Below are 25,713 nucleotides of genomic sequence, written 5' to 3'. Positions count from 1 at the left end.
CGATCTATTCGCCCTTGCCTAGCCGCCCTTGCGCGACGCCTTCTCTTCCAGCCCCGACATCGAGGTCCGCTTGTCCAGCGCGGCCTCGACCTCTTCCAGCTTTATGCCGCGGGCCTTCAGTAGCACAAGGAAATGATAGAGCAGGTCGGCACTTTCAGCGATCAGGTGCGCGCGATCGTTTTCGATTGCAGCGATTACGGTTTCGACTGCCTCCTCGCCGAACTTCTTGGCGCAATGCTCGGGGCCTTTGTCGAGCAGCTTGCGGGTATACGATGCTTCGCCGCCGGACGCCGCGCGGGCGTCGATGGTCTCGGCCAGATCATGGATCGTGAAACGCGGCATCGGACTCACTCGAAAAACACGCTTGGCAACAGATTTGGCCACGGCGGCCATCTCCATCCGCCAATGTAGCATCGTTACGAACGGGAGTCGTCAGGCATCCAGGCGCATCGGCAGCCCACGCCGCGCCATGTGCTCCTTGGCCTCACGGATGGTGAATTCCCCGAAATGGAAGATCGAAGCCGCCAGCACCGCCGTGGCGTGCCCGTCGCGGATACCGTCGACGAGATGGTCGAGATTGCCGACGCCGCCCGAGGCGATCACGGGAACGGGTACGCTGTCGGCGATCGCGCGGGTCAGCGGAATGTCGAATCCCTGCCGCGTGCCGTCGCGGTCCATCGATGTGAGCAGGATCTCCCCGGCGCCGAGGGAAACCACCTCTTGCGCGTATTCGATCGCGTCGATGCCGGTGGAGTTGCGCCCGCCATGGGTGAAGATCTCCCAGCGGTCGCCGCCCGGACGCTTGACCCGCTTGGCGTCGATCGCGACCACCACACATTGCTCGCCGAATTTTTCGGCCGCTTCCTTGACGAATTCGCGGCGGGATACTGCGGCGCTGTTGATCGAGACCTTGTCGGCACCGGCGCGCAGCAGCGTCTTGATGTCGTTGACCTCGCGCACGCCGCCGCCGACGGTGACAGGCATGAAGCAGGCTTCCGCCGTGCGTCGGACCACGTCCAGCATGATGCCGCGGTTCTCGTGGGTCGCGGTGATGTCGAGGAAGGTGAGCTCGTCGGCGCCGGCCGCGTCATAAGCGATCGCGGCTTCGACGGGATCGCCGGCATCCCTGAGATCGACGAAGTTGACGCCCTTGACGACGCGGCCGTCCTTGACGTCGAGGCAGGGGATGACGCGTACCTTGAACATGGGTCAGCTCCTGCGCGCGTCGCGGATCAGGGTGAGGGCGGCGGCCGGATCGAGCCGGCCGTCATAGAGTGCGCGGCCGGCGATCGCACCGGCGAGCTTCTTGGCGCGCGGCGTCAGCATGGCTTTCACGTCCTCGATCGAGGCGAGGCCGCCGGAGGCGATCACGGGGATCGAGATGGCGTCGGCCAGCGCAATCGTCGCCTCTAAGTTCAAGCCCTTGAGCAGGCCGTCGCGCGCGATGTCGGTGAAGATGATGGCGGCAACGCCCGCATCCTCGAACCGCTTTGCGATCTCCAGCGCCGTCACCTGCGAGGTCTCGGCCCAGCCTTCGACCGCGACCTTGCCGTCACGGGCATCGAGGCCCACGGCCACCCGGCCGGGGAATGTCTTCGCGGCGGACTTCACCAGCTCCGGATCGCGCACCGCGGCGGTGCCGATGATGACGCGGGTGATGCCCTTGTCGAGCCAGGCTTCGACGGTCGCGAGATCGCGGATGCCGCCGCCGAGCTGCACCGGAATCTTGATTGTCTTCAGCATCGCTTCGACAGCCTCGGCATTCACCGGCTTGCCGGCGAAGGCACCGTCGAGGTCGACGACGTGGAGATATTCAAAACCCTGCGCGGCAAAGCTCTGCGCCTGGGATGCGGGATTGAGATTGAACACGGTCGCGCGCGCCATGTCGCCTTGCTCGAGGCGCACGCACTGGCCGTTCTTGAGGTCGATCGCCGGATAGAGAATCATGTCGCACCTGCTCTCGTCCCCATCATGGGAACGCACCTGCCAGCTAAGCGCTCCGTCATTGCGAGCGCAGCGAAGCAATCCAGACTGCCGCCGCGGAAAGACGCTGGATTGCTTCGCTGTGCTCGCAATGACGAGGTGAGAGCCGCCGAATTAATCACGGTTTCCATCGCAAGAAGTTCGAGATCAGGGCCAAGCCAAAGCGCTGGCTCTTCTCGGGGTGAAACTGCGTGCCGATGGCGGTGTCCTTCGCGACGATCGCGGTGACGGGCCCGCCGTAATCGGCGCGCGCGAGCACGTCCGCCTCGCTGGCGGGGTTGAGGTGATAGGAGTGCACGAAATAAGCGTGCTGGCCCTTCGGGCCGAGCGGCAGCTTGTCGAGCACCGGATGCTCCCTGAGCACCTCGAGCGTATTCCAGCCCATGTGCGGGATCTTCAGGCTTTCATCGCGCGGCGTGATCTTCTCGACGTCGCCGCCGATCCAGTTCAGGCCTTCGGTGACGACATGCTCCTTGCCGCGGCTCGCCATCAGCTGCATGCCGACGCAGATGCCGAAGAACGGCCGCGCCTTGACGCGGACCGCTTCGGTAATGGCCTCGACCATGCCGTTGACGGCGTCGAGCCCACGCCGGCAATCGGCGAAGGCACCGACGCCCGGCAGCACCAATCGATCGGCGCTGTAGGCCCGGTCCGGATCGCTGGTGACGAAGACCTGTTGCGGGCTCTCCAGGCTGCGCGCGGCGCGCTCGAAGGCTTTCGCGGCGGAATGCAGATTGCCGGAACCGTAATCGATGATGGCGACGCTCATCTTGACCCTCCCGGTTCTGGAAACAATCCAATGATGCCGCCGGCCGGAATCGGCGGCGGGTTCGAAAATGGCTGGCCCGGCACGTTGCGGGTGGGCGGCGGCCCGCCGCGCTCGACCGCCCATTGATCGCCAGCAATGCCGTTCTGCTTCTGGCTCCAGCGCTCGAAGAAGCGGTGCTCCGCGGTATCGCTGTCGTCGGCGACCACGATGTCGAGCTGCCGCCACTTGCCGCGCGACAAGGTCCAGCGGCGCAGGCTCGAGGCCTCGAGGCCCATCAGCAGCGCGAGGATGCAATCGGCGAAGAAGATCGAGGAGCGCCCGACGCCGAGGCTCGACAGCCCCACGTTGAACGCGGCCAGGAAGATCAGATAGCCGATCAGCGCCAGCCACAGCCGATTCCACAACAGCCAGAACGGACCGAAGATCATCGCCCAGAAATGGAAGCCGTCGCGTACGAACACGAATCTGTCGGTCGCGCGCAGATCGGCTCCGGCGGGTGAGGGAGCGTGGACTGTGTAGACAGGCATGGTGATGCCCCGTACTCGAATTCAGTGATACCGCCAGCAAGCGTTCGCCGCAAGACGGAGATGTCAGCCGCCGAGCGAGCCCTTGGTGGACGGGATTTCGCCCGCCGCCTTCGGATCGATCGCCACGGCCGTGCGCAGCGCCCGCGCCAGACCCTTGAAGCAGGACTCGGCGATATGATGGCTGTTATCGCCATATAGGGTTTCGACGTGGAGAGTCACGCCGGCGTTGATGGCAAAGGCCTGGAACCACTCGCGCACCAGCTCGGTGTCGAACTCGCCGATCTTGTGCCGGGGGAAGTCGGCCTTGAACACCAGGAACGGGCGGCCCGAGATGTCGATCACCACGCGCGTGAGCGTCTCGTCCATGGGCATGTGCACGCCGGCATAGCGGGTGATGCCCGCCATGTTTCCGAGCGCCTGCTTGACCGCCTGGCCAAGCGCGATGCCGGTGTCTTCGGTGGTATGGTGATAATCAATGTGCAGGTCGCCCACGGCCTTGACCGTAAGGTCGATGCGGGAATGGCGGGCGAGGAGATCGAGCATATGGTCGAAAAAGCCGATGCCGGTCGCGATATTGGCCACGCCGGTGCCATCGAGGTTCACGGAGACCTCGATGTCGGTTTCCTTGGTCTTGCGCTTGATCGTCGCGGTGCGCATTGAAATGCGGTTTCCATTCTAGCTTGGGAGCCGAAAACGCCAGTCTCTTAACAGCCAAATGACACCTTCGCTACTGCGGGAACGGCTGGCCGGGCCTCTACTTCTGCCTATGGTGAGCGAATTCGGCCCGGAACGGCCCGTTGTGCCCTCGGTCCTGACCGCCTAAATCAGGCCGGACAACGAGGATCATTCATGCAGGATTCCCAGAACAGCTCGCCCGGCTGGCACGGCACCACGATTCTGACGGTCCGCAAGGGCGGCAAGGTGGTGGTCGGCGGCGACGGCCAGGTCTCGATCGGCCAGACCGTGATCAAGTCCAATGCCAAGAAGGTCCGCAAGCTCGGCAAGGGCGACGTGATCGGCGGCTTCGCCGGCGCCACGGCTGACGCGTTTACGCTGTTCGAGCGGCTCGAATCCAAGCTCGAGCAATATCCGGGGCAGCTGACCCGAGCGGCGGTGGAGCTCGCCAAGGACTGGCGCACTGACCGCTATTTGCGGCGGCTGGAGGCCATGATGATCGTGGCCGACAAGGACGTCTCCCTGGTGCTCACCGGCACCGGCGACGTGCTCGAACCCGAGGCCGGCGTGATGGCGATCGGCTCCGGCGGCAATTACGCGCTGGCGGCGGCACGGGCCCTGCTCGACACCGACAAGGACGCCGAGAGCATCGTCCGCCGCTCGCTGGACATCGCCGCGGACATCTGCGTCTACACCAATCGGAATGTGACGATCGAGAGCCTGGCAAGCGGTTAGGGGTGTGATTGAACAGCGGAGCTCCGGACTGGCTCTAACCTCTCCCGCTTGCGGGAGAGGTCGGCGCGTAGCGCCGGGTGAGGGCTCTTTCCTCTGGGGGATTGTCCCATTGGGGAGGCACCCTCTCCCCAACCCTCCCCCGCACGCGGGGGAGGGAGCACAGTGCCGCCGCGGCCGATAGAATGGCCCCCACCTACACCTTCCATCCCATGACCTCAGCCGACCTGCCGCTGATCCGGCGCTGGCTCGGCGAGGCGCATGTGCGGGAGTGGTGGGGCGATCCGGACGAGCAGTTTTCGCTGGTCAGCGGCGATCTCGACGAGCCGGCGATGGACCAGTTCATCGTGTTGGCCGGCGACAGGCCGTTCGGCTATCTTCAATGCTACCGCCTGACCGCCTGGAATACGGGCTTCGGGCCGCAACCGGAGGGCACGCGTGGCATCGACCAGTTCATCGGCGAAAGCGACATGATCGCGCGCGGGCATGGTTCGGCGTTGACGCGCCAATTCGTCGATGAATGGTTTCGGCAGGGTCTGCCCCGCATGGTCACCGATCCGGACCCGCTCAACGCTCGCGCGATACGCGCTTATGAGAAGGCGGGATTCGTCCGCGAGCGCATGGTCGAGACGCCGGACGGTCCGGCATTGCTGATGGTGCGCGAACCGTGACGCTGGTGCAGACGCGCGAGAGCAAGGTCGCTGTCCCGCCGCTCGCCTGGGCCGGCATCGCGCTGTTGCTGCTGGCGCTGCAGGCCGTGATCCTGCTTGCGATGGGGCGCGTGCCGATCTGCACCTGCGGCACCATCAAGCTGTGGCACGGCGTGGTGAACAGCTCGGAGAATTCTCAGCAGATCGCCGACTGGTACACGTTCTCACACGTCCTGCACGGCTTCCTGTTCTACGGCCTGACCTGGCTGCTGTTCGCGCGCTTGCCGTTCCTGCGTCTCTCCTGGCCGGCACGGCTGATCGTCGCGATGCTGATCGAAGGCACCTGGGAGATCGTCGAGAATTCGCCGTTCATCATCGAACGCTACCGCGCCGGCACCATCTCGCTGGATTATTACGGCGACAGCATCGTCAATTCGGTCTCGGACAATCTCGCCATGATCCTGGGGTTCCTGATCGCGCGCGCGCTGCCTGTCAGCGCGACGGCGCTGCTTGGGCTCGCCTTGGAGATCATGCTGGCGCTCCACATTCGCGACAATCTGACGCTCAATATCCTGATGCTGATCCATCCGGTCGAGGCCGTGAAGCAATGGCAATCCGGCCCGCCGATCATCTGACGGCGGAAAAAAGCAGCTTGTCCCGGCCCGCTTCTGACCCTAGCTAAGGTGACATGACAGACTTCTCCCCCCGCGAAATCGTTTCCGAACTCGACCGTTTCATCGTCGGCCAGGGCGACGCCAAGCGCGCCGTCTCGATCGCGCTGCGCAACCGCTGGCGGCGGCAGCAGCTCGAAGGCTCCTTGCGCGAGGAGGTGCTGCCGAAGAACATCCTGATGATCGGCCCCACCGGCGTCGGTAAGACGGAGATCGCGCGTCGGCTCGCCAAACTCGCGAATGCGCCGTTCCTGAAGGTGGAGGCGACCAAGTTCACCGAGGTCGGCTATGTCGGCCGCGACGTCGAGCAGATCGTCCGCGATCTCGTCGAGGTCGCAATCGCGCAGGTGCGCGAGCGGAAGCGCAAGGACGTGCAGGCGCGCGCCCAGCTTGCCGCGGAGGAGCGCGTGCTCGATGCGCTGGTCGGCGCCAATGCGAGCTCGGCGACGCGGGAATCCTTCCGCAAGAAGCTGCGCGCCGGCGAATTGAACGACAAGGAAATCGAGATCGAGACGCAATCGTCCGGCGGCGGCCTGCCGATGTTCGAGATCCCGGGCATGCCGGGCGCCCAGATGGGCGCGATCTCGATCGGCGACATCTTCGGCAAGCTCGGCGGCCGCAGCAAGACGCGCCGGCTGACGGTGGAAGGCTCGCACGAGATCCTCGTCAACGAGGAATCCGACAAGCTGCTGGACACCGAGCAGCTGACGCTGGAGGCGATCAGCGCGGTCGAGAACAACGGCATCGTGTTCCTCGACGAGATCGACAAGATCTGCGCCCGCGACGGCCGCGTCGGCGGCGACGTCTCGCGCGAGGGCGTGCAGCGCGATCTCCTGCCGCTGATCGAAGGCACCACCGTCTCGACCAAGCACGGCGCCGTCAAGACCGACCACATCCTGTTCATCGCATCCGGCGCCTTCCACGTCGCCAAGCCGTCCGACCTGTTGCCGGAATTGCAGGGCCGCCTGCCGATCCGCGTCGAATTGCAGGCGCTGACCCGCGACGACATGCGCCGCATCCTCACCGAACCGGAGGCCTCGCTGATCAAGCAATATGTCGCCCTGATGCAGACCGAAGGCGTGACGCTCGACATCACCGACAGCGCCATCGATGCGCTGGCCGACATTGCGGTTGCCGTCAATTCAACGGTCGAGAACATCGGCGCCCGGCGGCTTCAGACCGTGATGGAGCGGGTGCTGGACGAGATCTCCTTCACCGCCCCGGACCGAAACGGCGAGACCGTCCGGCTCGATGCGGATTACGTGCAAAAGCACATCGGCGACCTCGCCAAGAACGCGGATCTGAGCCGGTTCATTTTGTAATTCGGGGCGGTCACGCTATGGATGCGGCGTGACCGTGCGCATCCTGCAAAATCCCTGGCGGCTCCTGCTCGCGATCAACGCGGCGGTCATCGTTGGCGTGCTCATTCACAAGATCCAGCTGCCGCCTTACGTCCCCTACATCCATCTTCTGGTCGATTATCATTTCGGCTTCATCAAGCGCGCGCTGATCGGGGCTATCGTCGCGCTGTTCACGGACAAGGTGCCGGTATGGCCAGTGTTCGCGCTCGGCGGGGCGACGTGGCTTGCGACCCTGGGCCTCTATGCCAGGCTCTTCCAGAAGACGTTCGGCTTCTCGGCGAGAACGCTGCCGCTGTTCGTCTTCACCGCGGGATCGCCGTTCTTCCTCAAGAACTTCATGCACACGCTCGGCCATTTCGACATCTATGGCTGCGCGCTGGCCATCATCCTCTTGCTGATGCCGGCGGGCTCGCTCGGCTTCGTGGCGACGGCTGCGCTGTTCTCGATCATTCTCGTGCTGATCCATCACATTCATCTCCTGATGTATGTGCCGACGATCATCACCATCGTCGTGATCCGGCACTACCTCGCTTGCGGCTACAATCGCGGCAATGTCGTCTTCGGCATGATCGCTCTCGCCGCCGTCTCCGCGCTGTTCTTCGCCGCGCAGTTTCTGGGAACGATGCCGGTCGCCGAAGCAGACTTCGTCGCCTATCTGAAGAGTCGGATGACCGACCCTGCGCGCACCGACCTCCTGCAATTCGCCTACATCTGGTACCAGCCGCTGGCGAAGGAGGTTGCCGACACCTGGGGCCGCCTGCCGCACAACATCCTCGGCGTGCCCGTGTTTGCGCTTCTGATCTGGCTGCACACGCCGTTGTGGCGCTTCTTCGCGAGCCTGATCAGCGCGCTCGCCAGCGATCTGCACAAGCGGCTCATCACCGCAGCGCTGGTCGGCATCAGCGCCGCCTATCTCGTGATGTTCGCGATGGTGTTCGACTATTCGCGCTGGATCTCCAACTGGGCGGTCTGCCTGTTCCTGATCCTGCATGCGGTGAAGATGCTGCCGGCCAAGCAGCAGGTCCCGCTGATTCCGGCGGAGGATCAAAGGACAAACATCTTCGGTTTGATCATCACCTTGATCCCGCGCGTCGGAATCGTGCGGCCGTTTTAGGCGGTGCGCTCCCTCCCCCGCGGGGGAGGGGGGGAGAGGGCTTTCTCCGCATAGGGATTCCCCAAGAGGAGAGAGCCCTCACCCGGTGCTTCGCGCCGACCTCTCCGGCAAGCTGGAGAGGTGTAGAATCACTACCCTCTCGCCCGCCTGATCCGCACATACAGCGCCCCCTCGCCGCCATGGCCGATCGCGGCTTTCTCGAAGCCGACAACGAAGGCGCGGAATTCGGGCAGGCTGAGCCATTCCGGCACCTGGCGGCGGAGCACGCCGCTTTCGCCGCCGCTGCGGCCCTTGCCGGTGATGACGAGCACGAAGGTGAGGCCGTCCTGATGGGCGCGGTGCAGGAAGCCGGCCAGCGCGCGATGGGCGCGCATCTGGGTCATGCCGTGCAGATCGAGCCGCGCCTCGATCTCGCGGCGGCCGCGCGACAGCTTAGTCCGCTCGCGCTTGCCGAGCGGCGCCAGCGGCGGAATCGACGGCTTTGCGACGCGTGGTGACGGTGCAGCGGCAACCGGTGTTGGCGGTGGCGACGTCCTCGTCACCTGGGTCGCGGACGACGACTCGGCGCGCGGAGTAGGATGCGCCTTCGCCGCGCGATGCTTCCGCAGCGGCTTGACATGCTTTGCGACGAGATCCCACAGCTCGCGCTCCTCCTCGCTCAGCGCGCGACGGCGCCGCGAGGGGCGAGGCTCCAGCACGGGCGGACGGGACGGCCGTTTCATTGCGGGCGATGAGGACGATTCTTCGCCGGACGGCGCGGCTCAGGGGCAGGCTCGATCGCGGGACGCGGCACCGGCAGCGGTACCGGGCCGGCGACGGCAATCGTTTCGTTCTTGCCTTGCGCCGACGCGGCGACAGGCGTGCCGGTCTTTGCCGGGTCCGTCTGCGGAAACAGCTTTGCGATCTTCTCCGACGGCCTTGGATCCGGGATCGGCAGCTTCGCGGCCCGCGGGGCAGGATCGAGGCTCTTCGGCACCAGCATCACGAATTGCATGGGGTGGCGCAGCCGGCCAGAGACACGGCCGGCATCCGCGCCGGCGCCGAAAAACAGATCGGCACGCGCGGGACCGATGATGGCCGAGCCGGTGTCCTGCGCGATCATCAGCCGATGGAACGGCGTCTTGGCGCGCTCGGATTCGATCGGCAGCTCGCCCTCGATGAAGAACGGCGTGCCGTAGACATGCAGCGATTTGTCGACCGCGATCGAGCGCCCCGCGGTCAGCGGAATTCCTTGCGCGCCCACCGCCTCGTCCTTGTCGGAGAGATTGACCTCGCGGAAGAAGACGTAGGCACGGTTCGCGCGCCGCAGCTCCTTGGCGCCATCGGGATTCTGCGCCATCCACTCCCTGATCTTCTGCATCGACATCTCCTCTTTCGGGATGATGCCGCGTTCGATCAGGATGCGACCGACCGCCGTGTAGGGATAGCCGTTATAGGCGTCGTAATTGAGCCGGACCGAGCTGCCGTCCTCGAACTTGATCCGCGCCGAGCCCTGGATCTGGGCGAACAACAGATCGGTCGGATCCTTCAGCCACGCGATCTCGAGGCCGCGGCCGGCGATCTTGCCGTCCTCGATTTCGCCGCGGTCGTAATAGGGCACCAGCTTGCGGCGACCGATCTTGCGATAGACCGGACCCTTGTTGGGCAGGCTGACCGAATCCTGCTTGTAGCCGCGCACGAACAGGTTCGAGGGACGGCGATAGACCGGCACGTTGTAGACGTCGGTCTGCGTGCGCGACCCCTCCAGCACCGGCTCGTAATAGCCGGTGACGAAGCCATCGGGCTCGCCCAGCCGCGAGATCCGCAGCGGCGTGAAATTCTCCTCGAAGAAGGTCTTCGCTTTGCCGTCATCGGTGAGATCGAGCGTCTTGGCAACCCGGCAGGGCTCGCCCAGCGAGGCACCCAAAGCCTTCGGTTCGGCCTTGGGTTCAGCCTTGGCTTCGGCCGCACCGTTCTGCGCATTGATCGGTTTGCAGCTGGCGCGGAAGGTCTTGTAGGCGGCGAGATGATTGTCGTCGCCCCACCCCTTCACGTCCGCCCAGGCGAGCGGCAGATATTGCGCACCGGGAATTTCGAACGGCAGGGAGAGCTGCGGATAGGGCAAGGGCCGCGACGGAGCGGCAGGCGTTCGCGGCAGATGATGATGGTGGCTGCGATGGTGACGCCGCGCCGCCTCGGCACCGAGCGAAAACGACGACAGCACGACGGCGCCTGCGCAAAGCGCCGTCGCGCCGTTCTTCAGGAAGATCTTAATTCGCGCTTCCGGTGCCAACCAGCTTCCAGTTCGGATCGCGAGAGGAGGTGTCGCGGGCGAAAGTCCAGATATCGGTGATGTCGGCGACCGTGTCGGCGCTGCCGTCGACGATGTTGCCGGCCTTGTCGCGGGTGGCCGAGATCATCTGTGAGACGAAGCGTACGGTGAGCTGCGCGCTGCGATCGCGCAACTCGGCGCCGACGAGCTCGGCTTTGTCGATCGACACGAACCGCGTTTCGGTCTTCTGCTCGTTCTTCTCGCGCTCCTTGATCGCGGCGTCGAAGCTGTCATAGACGTCCGACGACAACAGATCGCGCAGCGCGCGGCGATCGCCATTGGCGAAGGCCAGCACAATCATCTCGTAGGCGCCGCGCGCGCCCGAGAGGAAATGGCGCGGGTCGAAGCTGGAATCCTTCTCGACGATAGCATCGAGACCCTGCGCCAGCGCAGTGCCCGGCTCGGCCAGTCCCTTCCAGCGATCGGTCGGTGCGGTCGGCTCGGCCGTCGGCGCCAGCGGCGCCTGGTCGATCACCTTGCCCGGCATGGTCACGACGTTGTTGTCCTGGGCACCTCCCAGCGCGTTACGGGCGGCGGTGCGATCGAACGGCGGCCGCTCGTTGCCGGTGCGCTGCCCCAGCACGCTACGCAGCCGCAAGAAGATGAAGACGGCCAGCGCCAGGAATATGATGGTGTAGATGTCCACGTCGTATTCGCTTTCTGGTCTTTTCAGGGCTCGTTGCCGGGAAAATCAATCCGGCCAGTAGACCGTTCCCTACTGAAACGGCAAGTCTACATCACCATTTTAGGTCCACGTCAGGTCCGTGGGATGTAGGCACGAAATCTGGCCCGGCCAATGGCGCCTTTTGGCACAGCGCCAAGTGTAGCGCGTTTTATGCTTAAGGGGAAACCCGATCCTGCCTGGAAACGGCGCATCTTCAAACGTTTAAGGCGAAATTTCGCGGAAAAGGCAGGATGAACGTCCAAGGCGCGGGTGCGGCCTGAACTCCCGACCCGGGACCGTTCGTCCTTGTGGAACGAGCCGGCCCTATGTTAGCCAACCGCCGCGAAATTCAGCCCCAATCGGGTAAGGAGACACTTTCATGACCAACGGTAACGGCACCCCTCCCGAGGCGGCCCAGGCTCCCCAGCTCAACGTGCTGGCGCAATACACCAAGGACCTCTCGTTCGAAAATCCCAACGCTCCGAGCTCGCTGCAGCAGCAGAGCCAGCCGCCGCAGATCAACATCCAGATCAACGTCAGCGCCAACAATCTCAGCGAACAGGAATTCGAGGTGACGTTGTCGGTCGAGGGCAAGGCCGAGACCGCAGGTAAAGTGATGTTCTCGTTCGAGCTCGCCTATGCCGGCGTGTTCCGGATCGTCAACGTGCCCAAGGAGAACCTGCACCCGCTGGTCATGATCGAGTGCCCGCGGCTCTTGTTCCCGTTCGCACGCGAGATCATCGCGACGGCGGTGCGCGACGGCGGGTTCCCGCCCCTGATGCTGGACCCGGTCGACTTCGTCGGTCTCTACCGCCAGAACATGGAGCGGCAAATGGCCGCTCAGGGCGGACAGGCCGGTCAGGCCTGAGCCACCGCGAGCGCGGCTGGAGCGGGCAGGTACTCGTTCCAGATCGCCTTGTCGCCCAGCGTTGCGATGAAGGCCCGATGGGCCTCGCGCTCAACTTCGGAAATCCGCGGCGCGAGCGGCACCGGACGTTGCCGCCGCGGCGCATCGCCGGCGCTGCTGATCCTGATCTCCTCGGTGTCCGAGGCCAGCAGCAGCTGCGACTGCCGCGCTCCAACCAGATCGACATAGACCTCAGCGAGCAGCTCGGCGTCGAGCAGCGCACCGTGCTTGGTGCGGTGTGAATTGTCGATCGAATAGCGCGAGCAGAGATCGTCGAGCCGGTTGGACACGCCGGGATGCTTGCGACGCGCCAGCAGCAGCGTGTCGACCAGGCGCTCGCGCGGGATCGCAGCCCGCTTGATGCGGTCGAGCTCGGCATTGATGAAGCCGATGTCGAACGAGGCGTTGTGGATCACCAGTGGGGCGTCGCCGATGAACGCGAGAAAGTCGTCGGCGACCTCGTGGAACAACGGCTTGGTCGCCAGGAATTCGGACGACAATCCGTGCACCGCAAACGCTTCCGCCGGCATGTCCCGCTCAGGATTGATGTAGACGTGATAGGTCTGTCCGGTCGGCATACGGTTGAAGATCTCGACGCAACCGATCTCGACCAGTCGATCGCCGCGCAGCGGATCGAGGCCGGTGGTTTCGGTGTCGAGGACGATTTCGCGCATGTCTTAAGAAGCCGTGTGAAGCGGCGAATCAGGCCCGCCGTTGCGGCATCTTAACGACCTCGGCCAGGATGTGCGCGATTTGGGCGCGCACCGGGTCAAGTCCGTGTGAGGTATCCACCACGAAATCGGCCCGCTTGCGCTTCTCGGCATCCGGCATCTGCTTGGCGATGATAGCATCGAGCTTGGCCTCGTCCATCGTGCCACGCGCCAGCACCCGCTGGCGCTGCAGCTCCGGCGAGGTCGATACCACGACCACAGCATCGACCCGTTTCTCGCCGCCGGTCTCGAACAGCAGCGGGATGTCCAGCACCACGACCGGCGCCTTGGCGGCCTCGGCGTCGGCAAAGAATTTCTGCCGGGAAGCGCCGAGCATGGGATGAACGATCTGCTCGAGCTGCTTGATCGCGGCGGGATCGTGCACGACGCGCGCCGACAGTTTTTGCCGGTCGACCTTGCCGTTCGCAGTGGTGCCGGGGAAGGCGGCCTCGATCGCGGGAGCGGCCTCGCCCTCATAGAGCTGATGCACGGCGGCATCGGCGTCGTAGACGGGGACGCCGGCCTCCGCGAACAATTTCGCGGTGGTGGATTTGCCCATCCCGATCGAGCCGGTCAGTCCGAGAATCCGCATCAGCGCCCAGCCTTCTGTCGCATCTACACCGCAATTAGCTGCTCGCTGCGCAGATACGCAAGCAGCGGCAGCAGCGGCAGGCCGAGAATGGTGAAATGGTCGCCCTCGATGCGCTCGAACAGATGGATGCCGAGGCCCTCGAGCTGATAGGCGCCGACGCTGGTCGTGACGGCATTGCCGGCGGCGTCGAGATAGGCCGAAAGCTCGGCTTCGCTCATTCCCCGCATGGTCATGCGCGCCACGGAAACGTCCTCGAAGAGGATCCTGCCATCCTGCGCCACGGCTACGCCTGAATTCAGCTCGTGCGTCTGACCGGCGAGATCGCGCAATTGCGCCAGCGCCTGCGCGCGGCCTGCCGGCTTGTTGAAGAGGCGCATCCCGAGCGCCAGCGTCTGGTCGGCGCCGATCACATAGCTTCCGGGACGATCGGCAGAAACAGCCTTGGCCTTTTCGCGGGCCAGGAGCAGGGCGATCTCGCGCGGGTTCGAGAGCTTTGACGCGGCCTGGACGCTGCGCTCGTCGATGTCAGCGGTGACGGCTTCGAATTCGAGCCCGGCATTGGCCAGCAGTATTTTGCGCGCGCTGCTTTGCGAGGCCAGGATCAAGGGAGTTTTGCCGCGCCACAGACTCATCGGCGACACTTACTCGGACGGCCGGTTGCGCTGGCGATCGCTATACAGCTTCATGATCGCCGCCGCGGTTTCCTCGATGGAGCGGCGCGTGACGTCCAGCAGCGGCCAATCATGCTTGGCGCTCAGCTTGCGCGCGAACGCGACCTCCTCGGTGACCGATTGCTTGTCGGTGTAGGTGTCGCTGCGGCTGCCGGACTCGGCGCCCATGGACAGCAGGCGATTCTGCCGGATCTGAATCAGGCGTTCCGGCGTCGCGTGCAGGCTGACCACCAGCGGCCGCGTCAGCGTCTCCAATTGCGGGGGCACCGGAATGCCCGGCACCAGCGGCACGTTGGCGGTACGAATGCCGCGATTGGCGAGATAGATCGATGTCGGTGTCTTCGATGTCCGTGACACGCCGACCAGGACCACGTCGGCCTCGTCGAGACCTTCGACATGCTGACCGTCGTCATGGATCATCGTGTAGTTCAAGGCGTCGATACGCTTGAAATATTCGGCATTGAGCACGTGCTGGGCGCCGACACGGCCGGTGGTCGCGGCTCCCAGATAGGCCTCGAACAGCTGCATCACCGGCCCGATGATCGACAGGCTCGGAACATTGATCTGCTTGCACTTGTCCTCGAGTCTCGCGACCAGATCCTTCTCGAGCAGCGTGAACAGCACGATCCCCGGCGCTTCCTCGATCTCGTCGAGCACGCGGTCGAGCTGCTTCTGGCTGCGCACCAAGGGATAGACGTGCTCGACCGGCGTCACGTTGGCATATTGGGCCGCGACCGCGCGCGCCACGGTGATGAGCGTCTCACCCGTGGAGTCCGAGACCAGGTGGAGATGGAAATAATTGTTCGAGGTCGGCACAAAAACCCTTTGAATTTCGTTGGGGTGGTTTGTGGATTTCTGTGGAGCTTAACCCCTTGGAAAGGGATGCGCGACACCAGGGGCGGGACAAGGCGTGATTTTCTTCACACCGCTGCCGGTCAGGACAAATCCGGCGCCTCGCCGAGAGGGAAGCGGGATTGCGCGGACAAGTCCCTTGATAAGCTGCCGATACAAACGCGCAAGCCTTTGAAGCCGGCGGACTTATCGGAAGTTGCCAGATGCTGTCCGGAATATGTGGATGGATGTGAACAAGCGCGCGTGAACGCGCGGACGGAATTGTGTGAGTCCAATCCACGCTCACATAGACTCAAACCTTAAGAATCTAAGATTCTAGATTTGAGGAAGGCGCTACGGACGGATATGTGTGCAGTGTAAGACCTTAACGAGTTCTTACTATCCCCAGCGTTCCCGAGCTGGGCAGCAAGCCGGACCCCCGAAAATGTTCGAAGACGTCTATCTCTGGATCAAGGCGCTGCACGTCATCGCCGTCATCTCCTGGATGGCCGGCATGCTCTATCTGCCGCGGCTGTTCGTCTATCACTGCGAGGCCGAAATCGGCTCGAAGCAGTCCGAGACGTTCAAGGTGATGGAACGCCGGCTGCTCAAGGCGATCATCAACCCCGCGATGATGGTCACCTGGCTCGCCGGGCTCTATCTCGCCTGGTCCGGCCATTGGTTCGCGTTCGGCTGGCTGCACGTCAAACTGGCACTGGTCCTGGTGCTCTCGGCGGTCCACGGCTTTTTTTCCCGCTGGGTCAAGGATTTCGCCGCCGATCGGCGCCCGCGAAGCCAGAAATTCTATCGAATAATCAACGAGGTGCCGACCGTCCTGATGATTTTCATCGTCATCATGGTGATCGTGAAGCCGTTCTAGGCAAAGTGCGCGGCATTAGCTCAGCGCTTCGGCTTGCGGAGCGCTAAGCGATTTTCTATATTATCGATATCCCACCCAACGCAGGCGGATGTGGTTGTGTCCGAGCCTTCCAGAGGCCGGACACCGCATCAGGTTTGAAGCCTCACCGGCGCTCACCTTGCCAGACCTGCGGACCTTACCTGCACCTGCTCGCGTCCGCATTTCAGAGCCTCCTCGCACCCCCCTCTTTTCAGGCTACCCCACAGGACCACCCCAATGCGGGAAATCAAACTTCAGGACCTCAAGTCGAAAACCCCGGCCGAGCTGGTCTCGTTCGCGGAAGAGAACGGGGTCGAAAATGCCAGCACCATGCGCAAGCAGGAGCTGCTGTTCGCCATTCTCAAGCAGCTCTCGCTCGCTGAGACCGATATCGTCGGCGAGGGCGTCGTCGAGGTGCTCTCCGACGGCTTCGGCTTCCTCCGCTCGCCCGATGCGAATTATCTGCCTGGTCCGGACGATATCTACGTTTCGCCGTCGCAGATCCGCCGTTTCGGCCTGCGCACCGGCGACACCATCGAAGGTCATATTCGCAGCCCGAAAGAGGGCGAGCGCTACTTCGCGCTGCTGAAGGTCAACACGCTCAATTTCGAGGACCCGGAAAAGGCCAAGCACAAGGTCAATTTCGACAACCTCACGCCGCTGTTTCCGAATCAGCGTTTTCGCATGGAGATCGACGATCCCACTCGGAAAGATCTGTCTGCACGCGTGATCGACATCGTTGCTCCCATCGGCAAGGGCCAGCGCGCCTTGATCGTGGCGCCGCCGCGCACCGGTAAAACCGTGCTGATGCAGAACATCGCGCACTCGATCACGCACAATCACCCCGAATGCTATCTGATCGTGCTCTTGATCGACGAACGTCCGGAAGAAGTCACGGACATGCAGCGCTCGGTGAAGGGCGAGGTGGTGTCCTCGACCTTCGACGAGCCGGCGGTGCGCCACGTTCAGGTCGCCGAGATGGTGATCGAAAAAGCCAAGCGCCTGGTCGAGCATGGTCGCGACGTCGTGATCCTGCTCGATTCGATCACGCGCCTCGGCCGCGCCTACAACACCGTGGTGCCGTCATCCGGCAAGGTGCTGACCGGCGGTGTCGACGCCAACGCGCTGCAGCGTCCGAAGCGCTTCTTCGGCGCGGCCCGCAACATCGAGGAAGGCGGCTCGCTGACCATCATCGCGACCGCGCTGGTCGATACCGGCAGCCGCATGGACGAAGTCATCTTCGAAGAGTTCAAGGGCACCGGTAACTCGGAGCTGATCCTGGATCGCAAGGTCTCGGACAAGCGTACCTTCCCGGCGATCGATATCTCGCGCTCCGGCACCCGCAAGGAGGAGCTCATCACCGATCCGCAGGTGCTCAAGAAGATGTACGTGCTCCGCCGCATCCTCAATCCGATGGGTACGATGGACGCGATCGACTTCCTGCTCGACAAGCTGCGCTCGACCAAGAGCAATTCGGAGTTCTTCGACTCCATGAACACCTGAGTGCACTGCAGCAAAGATTCCGGGGCGCCTTCGGGCGCCCTTTTTGTTGCGGCTTTGCTGCAGCGAAGGTGCAGCATGAGCGGCAGCCGCTGCCCGATCTTCGTTTCTCTTAAACCATTGATATAAAACCAATTCTTGAAATTCTGGTCGGCCTCCCCGCCTGCGATCGCGTGACCTGCAGCAAAATGCTGCAATTATGTTGCAGTGCAAAATAGATTTGCTGCGGAATCTGGTGCAGCAAAATCCGATTGGCTCGAGGTGAAAACGGACGTTTGCGTTTTCAGCCGCGGCCGGACAAATAGGCTATGCATCCGCGAGACCAGACCATTTTCGCGCTGTCATCCGGCCGGGCGCCCAGCGCGATCGCCGTGATCCGCGTCTCCGGCTCGCAAGCCGGCGCGGCGCTGACGACGCTTGCGGGCCGGCTGCCGGCGCCGCGACAAGCGAGCCGCCGGCTGCTCCGCGACGGCGCGGGCCAGCCGATCGACGATGCGGTCGTGCTCTGGTTCCCCGGACCGGCCAGCGCCACCGGCGAGGACATCGCCGAATTTCACGTCCATGGCGGCCGGGCGGTGCTGGCGGCGCTCTTCACAACGATTTCCAATATCCCGAATACGCGCGCGGCGGAGCCCGGTGAGTTCACGCGCCGCGCCTTCGAGAATGGCAAGATCGACCTCACCGAGGCGGAGGGCCTCGATGATCTCATCCACGCCGACACCGACCGCCAGCGCCGCCAGGCGCTGCGCCAATTACAGGGCTTGCTCGGCGACCGCGCGCGCGACTGGCGCGAGCGCATCATCGAGGCCTCTGCGCTGATCGAGGCCGGCATCGATTTTTCCGATGAAGGCGACGTGCCGGCGGAGCTGAGGGCGCCGGCAGTGAAAGCGATCGGAGCGCTTCACGACGAAATCACAAAGGTGCTTGCGGCACAGGGACATTCTGAACGGCTGCGCGACGGCCTCGTGGTTGCCATCGCGGGCGAGCCGAATGTCGGCAAATCGACGCTGATCAACCAGCTCGCGCGCCGCGAGGTCGCGATCGTCTCGCCGCATGCCGGCACCACGCGCGACGTGATCGAGGTGCAGCTCGATCTCGACGGCTATCCCGTCACCGTGATCGACACTGCCGGCATCCGCGAGACCGAGGATCCGGTCGAGCAGGAAGGCGTGCGCCGCGCCCGCGCGCGCGCCGAGGACGCCGATCTGGTGCTGTGGCTGGTGGAGGGCGGGAAAGCCGTCGAGCCGGACACGATCCGCTCGCGGGGGACATCTGCGGACGGTGTTGCTTCGTCCGGCGGCTCGGTCTGGATCGTGCGCAACAAGATTGATCTTGAACGGGTCGGAGGGGTCAGGCCGGGCGTTGAGTTCGAGATCTCGGCGAGCCGGGGCGACGGCATCCCTGAGCTGGTCGAGGCGCTGGTGAAATTCGCTTCGGAGTTCTTTGGAACGACCGAGGGGGCCATGGTGACCCGAGCACGCCAGCGCGAGTTATTGAGCCGTGCCTCAGAGAGCTTGCGCCGGAGTCTGGACCTTGTAGAAGACGGCGAGGAGCTCGCGGCCGAAGAGCTGCGTGCCGCCGCCTATACTCTAGGCCGACTCTTGGGCCGGGTGGACGTCGAGGACGTTCTTGGCGCGATCTTCCAGAAGTTCTGCATCGGAAAGTAGCACTAGTCCTTCATTGTAGAACTAGTCTTTGTTCCATTTCTTTTGTTTCACGTGAAACGGTGGCCCGCTTCTCCCAGGGGGTTCCTGATTGTTTCACGTGAAACACCGCCGAGGGTGAGCTAGTGCCAGTTGCCGTTCCGATCTAGGGAGCGAGCGGCAGGGCGACGGCCATACTTCGGATCTCGTCATTGCGAGGAGCCCATGCGACGAAGCAATCCAGACTGCCTCCACCGCGAGACCCGGATTGTTTCGCGGAGCCTGCGATCGGGCCGCGCGCCGTGCGACCCATTGGCCCGCAATGACGGAGTATGACGTGGTTGCCGCCTGCATTCGACTGGCAGCTCCGGCAGAGAGACAATAGACACACGACACGGCTTGTGTTCGACCCCGTCGAGCGAGAGCCTCTCTTTTGTTTCACGTGAAACAGCATGTGAATAATCCTCCTCCTACTGTGCATGGGGTTGTTTTCGCGAAATTGCTGCCGACCTGGCCCGCGCTTGTTTCACGTGAAACACACCCCGAGTTTCCACTTCCGGCTTTTTCGCCGGTGAGCTAGAAGTCCGTCCATGCGAACAGAGCGAGGGAGCTTCGACGTCATCGTCATCGGCGGCGGCCACGCCGGCTGTGAGGCCGCGGCTGCGGCTGCGCGCATGGGGGCGACGACCGCTCTGGTGACGCACCGCTTCTCCACGGTCGGCGCGATGTCCTGCAATCCCGCCATCGGCGGGCTCGGCAAGGGCCATCTGGTGCGCGAGGTCGATGCGCTCGACGGCCTGATGGGCCGCGTCGGCGATGCCGGCGGTATCCAGTTTCGTGTCCTTAATCGCCGGAAGGGTCCTGCTGTCCGCGGTCCGCGGGCCCAGGCCGACCGCAAGCTCTATGCGGCGGCGATGCAGGCGGCCATCCGCCAGACCGAAGGCCTTTCTGTCATCGAGTGCGAAGCCGACGAGCTGGTCGTGGTCGATGGCCGGGTCACCGGGCTCCGCCTGGCGGACGGCCGGGAGCTCCGGGCAGGGGCCGTTGTCGTCACCACCGGCACCTTTCTCCGCGGACTGATCCATCTCGGTGAGAAGAACTGGCCCGCCGGACGCGTCGGCGAGGCCCCTGCGATGGGCCTTTCCAGCTCCTTCGAGCGCGCCGGCTTCACTCTTGGACGCCTCAAGACCGGGACTCCGCCACGCCTCGACGGCACCACCATCGACTGGTGCGCAGTCGAGATGCAGCCCGGCGACGAACCGCCAGAGCCGTTCTCGGTGATGACGGAGCGGATCACGACGCCACAGATCCAGTGTGGGATCACCCGGACCACGCCCGCGACCCATGAGGTTATCCGGGCCAACGTCCATCGCTCTCCGATGTACTCCGGCCAGATCAAGAGCTCCGGACCGCGTTATTGCCCCTCGATCGAAGACAAGATCGTCCGCTTCGGCGACCGCGACGGCCACCAGATCTTCCTGGAGCCGGAAGGGCTCGACGATAGCACCGTCTACCCCAACGGCATCTCGACTTCGTTGCCGGAGGAGGTCCAGCTTGCGATCCTCGCCAGCATTCCCGGCTTGGAGCGGGTGAAGATGGTCCGCCCCGGTTACGCCATCGAATACGACCATATCGATCCTCGCGAGCTCGATCCGACCCTCCAGACCAAGCGTCTGCGCGGGCTGTTCCTGGCCGGGCAGATCAACGGCACCACCGGATATGAGGAAGCCGCCGGGCAGGGCATCGTTGCCGGCCTGAACGCGGCCCTTTCCGCCAGCGGTGCCGCACTGACCGTGTTCAACCGCGCGGACGGCTATCTTGGTGTGATGATCGACGACCTCGTGACCCGCGGGATCAGCGAGCCCTATCGGATGTTCACGTCCAGGGCCGAGTACCGGCTGACCCTGCGGGCCGACAATGCCGACCAGCGTCTGACGGAGAAGGGGATCGCGCTGGGGTGCGTCGGCAGCACCCGTATCAGGCATCATCGCGCCAAGATGGACGCCCTGAACGCCGCCCGGACGCTGTCGAAATCCCTGACGATCACCCCGAACGAAGCCATCAAGCACGGGCTGTCGTTGAACCGGGACGGTCAGCGCCGTTCTGCTTTCGAGCTGATGGCCTATCCGGAGATCGGCTGGCGCCAGGTCCGTGCGATCTGGCCCGAGCTGTCGGCCATCGATCCCGTCATCGCAACCCATCTCGAGATCGACGCCAAGTACGACGTCTATCTGGAGCGCCAGAGCGCCGACGTCGAAGCCTTCCGGCGCGACGAGGGAATGGTGCTGGCGGATGTCGATTACCAGCTCGTTCCTGGTCTCTCCAATGAAGTGCGCGCCAAGCTGGAGAAGGCGCGACCGTTCACCGTCGGCCAGGCCGGCCGGATTGACGGAATGACGCCGGCGGCGCTCGGCATTCTCGCGGCCTATCTCCGCCGGGAGGCACGAAAGACTTCCAAGGCAATCGTATAGGCGTTTCACGTGAAACAGCGCGGATCAGGCGGAGATCGCCCGCCATCGCGACGCCCCGGGGCGGGTGAGGGCGCCGGGCGGCGAACCGAACCTGGGACGGCCAGCCCGACGATCAGCAAGGCCGCGGCCAACGACAAGGCGCTCGATTCCATCATCGCCGCTGACAAGATCGCCGCCCTCAAGCTCGCTCCCGTTTCACGTGAAACCGAGGAGCGGCTTGATCGCTACATCGCGCTGCTACGGGAGTGGCAGGCCAAGACCAATCTGATCGCGCCCTCGACCTTGCCGCAGCTCTGGACGCGGCACATCGCCGACTCGCTCCAGCTGGTGGATCTCGCGCCGGCCGCAAAACGCTGGGTTGATCTTGGGAGCGGCGGCGGCTTTCCCGGCGTCGTGCTCGCCTGCGCCATGGCCGGCACACCTGCCGCGAGCGTCCATCTCGTCGAGCGAATCGCCAAGAAGACCGCCTTTTTGCGCGAAGCGATCCGCGTCACCGCATCTCCGGGAGTCGTACATCTCGCTGAGATCGGGGATAATGTGGATAGAATCACCGGCCCCGTCGATTGCGTCACCGCACGTGCGTTGGCTCCGCTACATCAACTTATCGGCTTCGCGGAGCCGCTGCTGCGCCAGGGCGCAAAGGCGTTATTTCTCAAGGGTCAAGATGTAGAGGCTGAATTGACCGAAGCCGCTAAATATTGGAATATTCGGCCGCAGCTCCATCAAAGCCGCACGGGCGACGGCTGGATCGTGGAGCTCAATGCCGCCGAACGGCGCAGCTGAGGCGTTGAGAGGTGAGTGGGGAATTGCGATGAGCGTGATTGACGAACCACAGCAAGAACAGACGGCGCAAAAGACCGATGAGGTCCCCCATGGTCATCCGCGCATCCTGGCCTTGGCGAATCAAAAGGGCGGCGTGGGGAAAACAACCACAGCGATCAATCTGGGCACGGCGCTCGCGGCAATCGGCGAGCGCGTCCTGATTGTCGATCTCGATCCGCAGGGCAACGCCTCGACCGGCCTCGGCATCGATCGCCGCAACCGCTCCTGCTCGACCTATGACGTGCTGATCGGCGAAGCCGCCTTGCGCGAGGCGGTGGTCTCGACTGCGGTGCCGCGGCTGCACATCGCGCCGTCGACCATGGATCTCTCCGGCCTCGAGCTTGAGCTCGGCACCACGCCTGGCCGCGCCTTCAAGTTGCGCGATGCGATCGGCGCGCTCAACAACAACGTCTCCCCGGACGCCGACTACACCTATGTGCTGATCGACTGCCCGCCCTCGCTCAACCTGCTCACGGTCAACGCCATGGCGGCCTCGGACGCGATCCTGGTGCCGCTGCAATGCGAGTTCTTCGCGCTCGAAGGTCTGTCGCAATTGTTGCAGACGGTGGAGCAGGTGCGCTCGACGCTCAATCCGAACCTGTCGATCCACGGCATCGTGCTGACCATGTTCGACTCGCGCAACAACCTGTCGAACCAGGTCGTCGCCGACGTTCGCCAGTTCATGGGCGAGAAGGTCTACAAGACCATGATCCCGCGCAACGTGCGCATTTCGGAAGCGCCGTCCTACGGCAAGCCGGTGCTGGTCTACGATCTCAAATGCGTCGGCAGCGAAGCCTATTTGCGGCTCGCCACCGAAGTGATCCAGCGCGAGCGCGAGCTGCGCACGACGCATTGAATTCCAGGCGATGTCATTCCGGACAATTCGCGGCACGCGAATTGATCCGGAATCCCGAGATTTGAAATTGAACAACGTCGAGATTCCGGGTTCGCGCTTTGCGCGTCCCGGAATGACAGGAACAGAGTAGCAGGAGCGTTCAAGTTGAATCCAAGGGAGCTGGCGATGGCCGACGAAGCGCGTTCGCGACTGGGCCGGGGTCTTGCAAGTCTGATCGGTGATGTCGGCGGCGAGGCTCAGCATGTCGATCGTCCGCGCGCACAGCGCAAGGTGCCGATCGAATTCATCAAGGCCAATCCGCGCAACCCGCGCCGTACCTTTTCGGATACCGAGCTGAAGGAGCTCTCCGACTCCATCAAGCAGCATGGCGTGATCCAGCCGATCGTGGTGCGTCCGGTGAAGGGCGCGCAGGATCGCTACGAGATCATCGCCGGCGAACGGCGCTGGCGCGCCTCGCAGATGGCCGGCCTGCACGAGGTGCCGATCGTTCCGGTCGACATCAGCGACAGCGACGCGCTGGAATTCGCGATCGTCGAGAACGTGCAGCGCGAGGATCTCAACCCGATGGAAGAGGCGCAGGGCTATCACGCGCTCGCCAACGAGTTCAAACGCAGCCAGGACGACATTGCCAAGGTCGTCGGCAAGAGCCGCAGCCACGTCGCCAACATGATGCGGCTGACCAAGCTGCCGGCTGAGGTGCAGGCCTTCATCGCGACCGGCGAGCTAACGGCCGGCCACGCTCGCGCCTTGATCGGCGTGCCCGATCCGCTCGCCGCCGCCAAGCGCATCGTCGAGGAAGGTCTCAACGTCCGCCAGGCCGAGGCGCTCGCGCATGAAGAGGGGGTGCCGGAGCGCAAGCCGCAGAAGGCGCGCGCCAGCGGCGGCAAGGAAAAGGACCCCGACACGATCGATCTGGAGAAGCGCGTCAGCGACGCGCTCGGCCTCAAGGTCACCGTCAATCACCGCGACCCCGGCGGCTCCGTGCAGATCAACTACCGCAACCTCGATCAGCTCGATGAGGTGATGAAGCGGCTGGCCAAGGGCGCGGTGTAGACGCGGTCTCGGTGTCGACCCGCCAACGCAGGGGCGACACCGAGTGTGATGCGCATCTGCGCCAACACCGTCATTGCGAGCGCAGCGAAGCAATCCAGAATCTCTCCGCGGAGGGAGTCTGGATTGCTTCGTCGCTTGCGCTCCTCGCAATGACGTGGAGAGAGTTGCGCTCGCTTGACGTCGGAGCGGAGAGCCTAGCCCCGCCGCTTTGCATTCGCGGCAATCGCCATCAGCGCACGCTGGGCGATGGCGGCGGCGAGGGTGGAATGCTTGCGCGTGTCGAGCGCGGCGGTCGCCAGCTGCTCGATGATGGCGGCGAGTCGCGCCGGGCTGAAATTGCGCAGCGCGGTTTCGACCGCGGGCTTTCGCGAGAAATGCAGGCGCGGAAAACCGCCGTCGAGCACGGCGGAGGCAGGCGTGCCGTCGGCAATCGCGAGCGCCGATTTGTGCAGCCACGCCGCCTGGCGCTGTGCGGCCGAGATGATCACGCCGGGATAGGTCCCGGCGATCATGGCCTTGGCGAACTCGGTCTCGACGATGTCGGGCCGCCCGGCGAAGGCGCCGTCGACGATCGGATCGAGCTTCAGCTCCGAGGCATCGGCGACCACGGCCATGACGTCATCCAGCGTGACCTCGCCCTTGCCGTGGGCGTAGAGCGTCAGCTTGCGCAACTCGTTACGCGAGGCCTGGCGGTCGCCGCCGAGGAACGACATCAGCGCCGCGCGGGCGTCCGGCGCGATGCGCAAATTCGCGATGCGCAGCTCGTCGTCCATCAGCTTGGCAAGATCGCGCTCGGTGTCGGGATAACAGCCGATCGCCACGGCGGTCTTGGCTTTCTCGCAAGCCTTGCGCAGCGGTGATTCCGGGCGAAGCTCGCCGGCCTCGATCACGATGCGGCAATCCTTCACGTTCATCTCGGCCAGCGTCTCGATGCCGGAGGCAAAGCTGCGCGAGCCGGCGCGAACGCGGATGGCGCGGCGGCCGCCGAACAGCGGCACGGTCATGGCTTCGTCGACGAGGCGCGAAGGCTCGGCGGAGAGCTCGTCGCCATCGAGCTTGACCAGCGAGAACGGATCGTTGGGATCATCGACGCTGGATGCGATCAACGCGTCGGCGCGCTCGCGCACGAGGCCGGCATCAGGACCATAGAGCAGGATGATCGGACGGCCCGCATCGGGGCGGGCGAGGAAGGCGTCGATCTCTTTTCCGCGCAGTGCGACCATGGTCCAGATTGTCATTCCGGGACGCGCGCAGCGCGAACCCGGAATCCGGAGGTTGGGATCGAGATTCCGTTTCGCTCCG

27 protein-coding genes are annotated in these 25,713 nt (G+C 64.2%); 13 read left to right on the top strand and 14 right to left on the bottom strand.

Features of this window, described 5'->3' with window-relative positions:
• Positions 1-18: 18 nt before the first annotated feature.
• The 6 genes from HZZ16_RS31975 to hisB all read right to left on the bottom strand — a co-directional run bounded on the left by HZZ16_RS31975 (position 19) and on the right by hisB (position 3,936).
• On the bottom strand, positions 19-342 hold the full coding sequence (locus HZZ16_RS31975) for a phosphoribosyl-ATP diphosphatase (protein ID WP_197954201.1): 324 nt from the start codon (positions 340-342) through the stop codon (positions 19-21).
• Positions 343-432: 90 nt separating this feature from the next.
• Positions 433-1,206 (bottom strand): imidazole glycerol phosphate synthase subunit HisF, encoded by a 774-nt coding sequence (gene hisF / locus HZZ16_RS31970; RefSeq protein WP_018646048.1) that lies wholly within the window; start codon positions 1,204-1,206, stop codon positions 433-435.
• A gap of 3 nt (positions 1,207-1,209) precedes the next feature.
• A complete protein-coding gene (gene hisA / locus HZZ16_RS31965) occupies positions 1,210-1,947 on the bottom strand; it encodes a 1-(5-phosphoribosyl)-5-[(5-phosphoribosylamino)methylideneamino]imidazole-4-carboxamide isomerase (protein ID WP_197954129.1) in 738 nt (245 codons plus the stop codon).
• Positions 1,948-2,101: 154 nt separating this feature from the next.
• Positions 2,102-2,752 carry an imidazole glycerol phosphate synthase subunit HisH gene (gene hisH / locus HZZ16_RS31960; RefSeq protein WP_197954127.1) on the bottom strand — a complete coding sequence of 217 codons (651 nt, stop codon included), beginning with the start codon at positions 2,750-2,752 and terminating at the stop codon, positions 2,102-2,104.
• Positions 2,749-3,279, bottom strand: a complete 531-nt coding sequence (locus HZZ16_RS31955) for a DUF2628 domain-containing protein (protein WP_197954126.1) — start codon at positions 3,277-3,279, stop codon at positions 2,749-2,751. Before HZZ16_RS31955 ends, hisH begins: the two co-directional genes overlap by 4 nt.
• Before the next feature lie 63 nt (positions 3,280-3,342).
• Positions 3,343-3,936, bottom strand: coding sequence for an imidazoleglycerol-phosphate dehydratase HisB (gene hisB / locus HZZ16_RS31950; protein WP_036044988.1), 594 nt, complete (start codon positions 3,934-3,936; stop codon positions 3,343-3,345).
• A 192-nt stretch (positions 3,937-4,128) separates the two neighbouring features.
• Here hisB and hslV point away from each other — a divergent pair, with 192 nt between their 5' ends.
• The 5 genes from hslV to HZZ16_RS31925 all read left to right on the top strand — a co-directional run bounded on the left by hslV (position 4,129) and on the right by HZZ16_RS31925 (position 8,482).
• Positions 4,129-4,689, top strand: coding sequence for an ATP-dependent protease subunit HslV (hslV, locus tag HZZ16_RS31945; RefSeq protein ID WP_197954124.1), 561 nt, complete (start codon positions 4,129-4,131; stop codon positions 4,687-4,689).
• Between the two features lie 182 nt (positions 4,690-4,871).
• Positions 4,872-5,357, top strand: a complete 486-nt coding sequence (locus HZZ16_RS31940) for a GNAT family N-acetyltransferase (protein WP_197954122.1) — start codon at positions 4,872-4,874, stop codon at positions 5,355-5,357.
• Positions 5,354-5,971, top strand: a complete 618-nt coding sequence (locus tag HZZ16_RS31935; RefSeq protein ID WP_197954120.1) for a DUF2585 domain-containing protein — start codon at positions 5,354-5,356, stop codon at positions 5,969-5,971. Before HZZ16_RS31940 ends, HZZ16_RS31935 begins: the two co-directional genes overlap by 4 nt.
• A 53-nt stretch (positions 5,972-6,024) precedes the next feature.
• Positions 6,025-7,329: an ATP-dependent protease ATPase subunit HslU gene (gene hslU / locus HZZ16_RS31930; protein ID WP_197954119.1), complete on the top strand. Its 1,305-nt coding sequence runs from the start codon at positions 6,025-6,027 to the stop codon at positions 7,327-7,329.
• 28 nt (positions 7,330-7,357) lie between these two features.
• Positions 7,358-8,482: a hypothetical protein gene (locus HZZ16_RS31925; RefSeq protein WP_197954118.1), complete on the top strand. Its 1,125-nt coding sequence runs from the start codon at positions 7,358-7,360 to the stop codon at positions 8,480-8,482.
• Positions 8,483-8,613: 131 nt separating this feature from the next.
• Here HZZ16_RS31925 and HZZ16_RS31920 read toward each other — a convergent pair whose 3' ends face one another.
• The 3 genes from HZZ16_RS31920 to HZZ16_RS31910 are packed head-to-tail and all read right to left on the bottom strand — an operon-like array spanning position 8,614 to position 11,439.
• Positions 8,614-9,204 carry a Smr/MutS family protein gene (locus HZZ16_RS31920; protein ID WP_197954117.1) on the bottom strand — a complete coding sequence of 197 codons (591 nt, stop codon included), beginning with the start codon at positions 9,202-9,204 and terminating at the stop codon, positions 8,614-8,616.
• The gene (gene mltA, locus HZZ16_RS31915; RefSeq protein WP_197954109.1) at positions 9,201-10,754 is read right to left on the bottom strand and encodes a murein transglycosylase A; all 1,554 of its coding nucleotides are present in this window, start codon (positions 10,752-10,754) and stop codon (positions 9,201-9,203) included. Before mltA ends, HZZ16_RS31920 begins: the two co-directional genes overlap by 4 nt.
• Positions 10,732-11,439: a Tim44/TimA family putative adaptor protein gene (locus HZZ16_RS31910; protein ID WP_197954107.1), complete on the bottom strand. Its 708-nt coding sequence runs from the start codon at positions 11,437-11,439 to the stop codon at positions 10,732-10,734. The genes mltA and HZZ16_RS31910 overlap by 23 nt, the downstream gene beginning before the upstream one ends.
• A gap of 397 nt (positions 11,440-11,836) precedes the next feature.
• On the opposite strand from HZZ16_RS31910, the gene secB reads away from it, so the two are divergent.
• Positions 11,837-12,325, top strand: a complete 489-nt coding sequence (secB, locus tag HZZ16_RS31905; protein WP_197954106.1) for a protein-export chaperone SecB — start codon at positions 11,837-11,839, stop codon at positions 12,323-12,325.
• Here the strand turns inward: secB and dnaQ are convergent.
• The 4 genes from dnaQ to HZZ16_RS31885 are packed head-to-tail and all read right to left on the bottom strand — an operon-like array spanning position 12,316 to position 15,153.
• Positions 12,316-13,038: a DNA polymerase III subunit epsilon gene (gene dnaQ, locus HZZ16_RS31900; RefSeq protein WP_197954105.1), complete on the bottom strand. Its 723-nt coding sequence runs from the start codon at positions 13,036-13,038 to the stop codon at positions 12,316-12,318. The genes secB and dnaQ overlap by 10 nt on opposite strands.
• Positions 13,039-13,066: 28 nt before the next feature.
• Entirely contained in the window at positions 13,067-13,666 is a 600-nt protein-coding gene (gene coaE / locus HZZ16_RS31895; protein ID WP_197954104.1) for a dephospho-CoA kinase, read from the bottom strand.
• Between the two features lie 23 nt (positions 13,667-13,689).
• Positions 13,690-14,298 (bottom strand): Maf family nucleotide pyrophosphatase, encoded by a 609-nt coding sequence (locus HZZ16_RS31890; RefSeq protein WP_197954103.1) that lies wholly within the window; start codon positions 14,296-14,298, stop codon positions 13,690-13,692.
• A gap of 9 nt (positions 14,299-14,307) precedes the next feature.
• Positions 14,308-15,153 (bottom strand): pyruvate, water dikinase regulatory protein, encoded by an 846-nt coding sequence (locus HZZ16_RS31885; RefSeq protein ID WP_197954102.1) that lies wholly within the window; start codon positions 15,151-15,153, stop codon positions 14,308-14,310.
• Positions 15,154-15,613: 460 nt separating this feature from the next.
• Between HZZ16_RS31885 and hemJ the strand changes: the two genes are divergently transcribed.
• The 7 genes from hemJ (at position 15,614) to HZZ16_RS31850 (ending at position 24,411) form a co-directional block, all read left to right on the top strand.
• Positions 15,614-16,048 carry a protoporphyrinogen oxidase HemJ gene (gene hemJ / locus HZZ16_RS31880; RefSeq protein WP_197954101.1) on the top strand — a complete coding sequence of 145 codons (435 nt, stop codon included), beginning with the start codon at positions 15,614-15,616 and terminating at the stop codon, positions 16,046-16,048.
• 255 nt (positions 16,049-16,303) lie between these two features.
• Entirely contained in the window at positions 16,304-17,569 is a 1,266-nt protein-coding gene (rho, locus tag HZZ16_RS31875) for a transcription termination factor Rho (protein WP_011083462.1), read from the top strand.
• A 305-nt stretch (positions 17,570-17,874) separates the two neighbouring features.
• Positions 17,875-19,233, top strand: a complete 1,359-nt coding sequence (gene mnmE, locus HZZ16_RS31870) for a tRNA uridine-5-carboxymethylaminomethyl(34) synthesis GTPase MnmE (protein ID WP_197954093.1) — start codon at positions 17,875-17,877, stop codon at positions 19,231-19,233.
• Between the two features lie 566 nt (positions 19,234-19,799).
• On the top strand, positions 19,800-21,680 hold the full coding sequence (gene mnmG / locus HZZ16_RS31865) for a tRNA uridine-5-carboxymethylaminomethyl(34) synthesis enzyme MnmG (RefSeq protein WP_197954091.1): 1,881 nt from the start codon (positions 19,800-19,802) through the stop codon (positions 21,678-21,680).
• Positions 21,681-21,791: 111 nt separating this feature from the next.
• Positions 21,792-22,463 carry a 16S rRNA (guanine(527)-N(7))-methyltransferase RsmG gene (rsmG, locus tag HZZ16_RS31860; protein ID WP_311974434.1) on the top strand — a complete coding sequence of 224 codons (672 nt, stop codon included), beginning with the start codon at positions 21,792-21,794 and terminating at the stop codon, positions 22,461-22,463.
• A gap of 28 nt (positions 22,464-22,491) precedes the next feature.
• Entirely contained in the window at positions 22,492-23,358 is an 867-nt protein-coding gene (locus tag HZZ16_RS31855; protein ID WP_025033064.1) for a ParA family protein, read from the top strand.
• A gap of 165 nt (positions 23,359-23,523) precedes the next feature.
• A complete protein-coding gene (locus tag HZZ16_RS31850) occupies positions 23,524-24,411 on the top strand; it encodes a ParB/RepB/Spo0J family partition protein (protein WP_197954081.1) in 888 nt (295 codons plus the stop codon).
• Between the two features lie 194 nt (positions 24,412-24,605).
• Here the strand turns inward: HZZ16_RS31850 and holA are convergent, their stop codons facing one another.
• Positions 24,606-25,634 carry a DNA polymerase III subunit delta gene (gene holA / locus HZZ16_RS31845; protein ID WP_197954200.1) on the bottom strand — a complete coding sequence of 343 codons (1,029 nt, stop codon included), beginning with the start codon at positions 25,632-25,634 and terminating at the stop codon, positions 24,606-24,608.
• Between the last annotated feature and the right edge of the window lie 79 nt (positions 25,635-25,713).

Source organism: Bradyrhizobium glycinis, from assembly GCF_016031655.1.
GTDB classification, from domain to species: domain Bacteria; phylum Pseudomonadota; class Alphaproteobacteria; order Rhizobiales; family Xanthobacteraceae; genus Bradyrhizobium; species Bradyrhizobium glycinis.
The sequence above is the reverse complement of the archived record's forward strand: the minus strand, read 5'-3'. Positions and strand labels throughout refer to the sequence as shown.